Here is a 790-nt window from a genome sequence, read left to right on the forward strand (position 1 = left end):
GTATTTAGATAAAAGCACTATTAATTCAGCATATTTAAGTTGCCATTCTGGATGTAAATGTATTTCTGGTTCATCTAATATTACATACTCTACAGTATTAAACGCTCCGCTATTTTTTAAAATACTAAGAATAGAAAAAGATTTCATACCTGTTGAAAGGTTTGACAATGATAGTTTCTTATTACGATCACTATATGGAATTTCATAAAAACTTTTCCTTCCATTTATTGAAATATTACCATCTATAACCTCTTTCAAAATAGCATTAATCATCTCATCATTTTTCTTTTTTGAAAAAACATTTTCATCCGAATTTGTTTGTTTTAATAAATCAATAAGATATGATTTATGATTATAAGATAATTTCTTACCTCCCAAATATATTCTAATTGATTCAGAAATCTCATCAATAACTGTAGGATCATCTATGAAAATTGGTCTAACAAACTCTCTGTTTATATTAATCGTTGATGCTTCTCTGTCTAATACATCTTCTATGAAAACAAGCTTCCCACTATTATTATTAACCTCTGTAAATGAAATTGTTGATTTTAAATTATTAGATGTTAAATTAGAAATTTGAGAATTGAATTCATTGTTAAATACCGATTGCAACATTTCAAATTTCAAATTATCTTCTTTTAGAATATCTGTGTCTAATATCTTTTTAATTTCTTTGATACTCATTCTAATAAGAATATCATCTAAATCTACTTCCATTTCTCCTTCTAAATTTCCCGTTGTTAGACTTTGTGTTATGACGGTTTCTTCTAAAGAATTAATGATTTTT

Annotated in this window: 1 protein-coding gene; it reads right to left on the reverse strand. The window is 25.6% G+C overall.

The annotated features are described in order from the left end of the window. The coding region (locus tag QI30_RS18740; protein ID WP_148113883.1) for an AAA family ATPase at positions 1 to 720 on the reverse strand (720 nt) is incomplete at its 3' end. Between the last annotated feature and the right edge of the window lie 70 nt (positions 721 to 790).

This window comes from Candidatus Kurthia intestinigallinarum (genome assembly GCF_003991225.1).
In the GTDB taxonomy this organism is placed as follows: Bacteria; Bacillota; Bacilli; order Bacillales_A; family Planococcaceae; genus Kurthia; species Kurthia populi.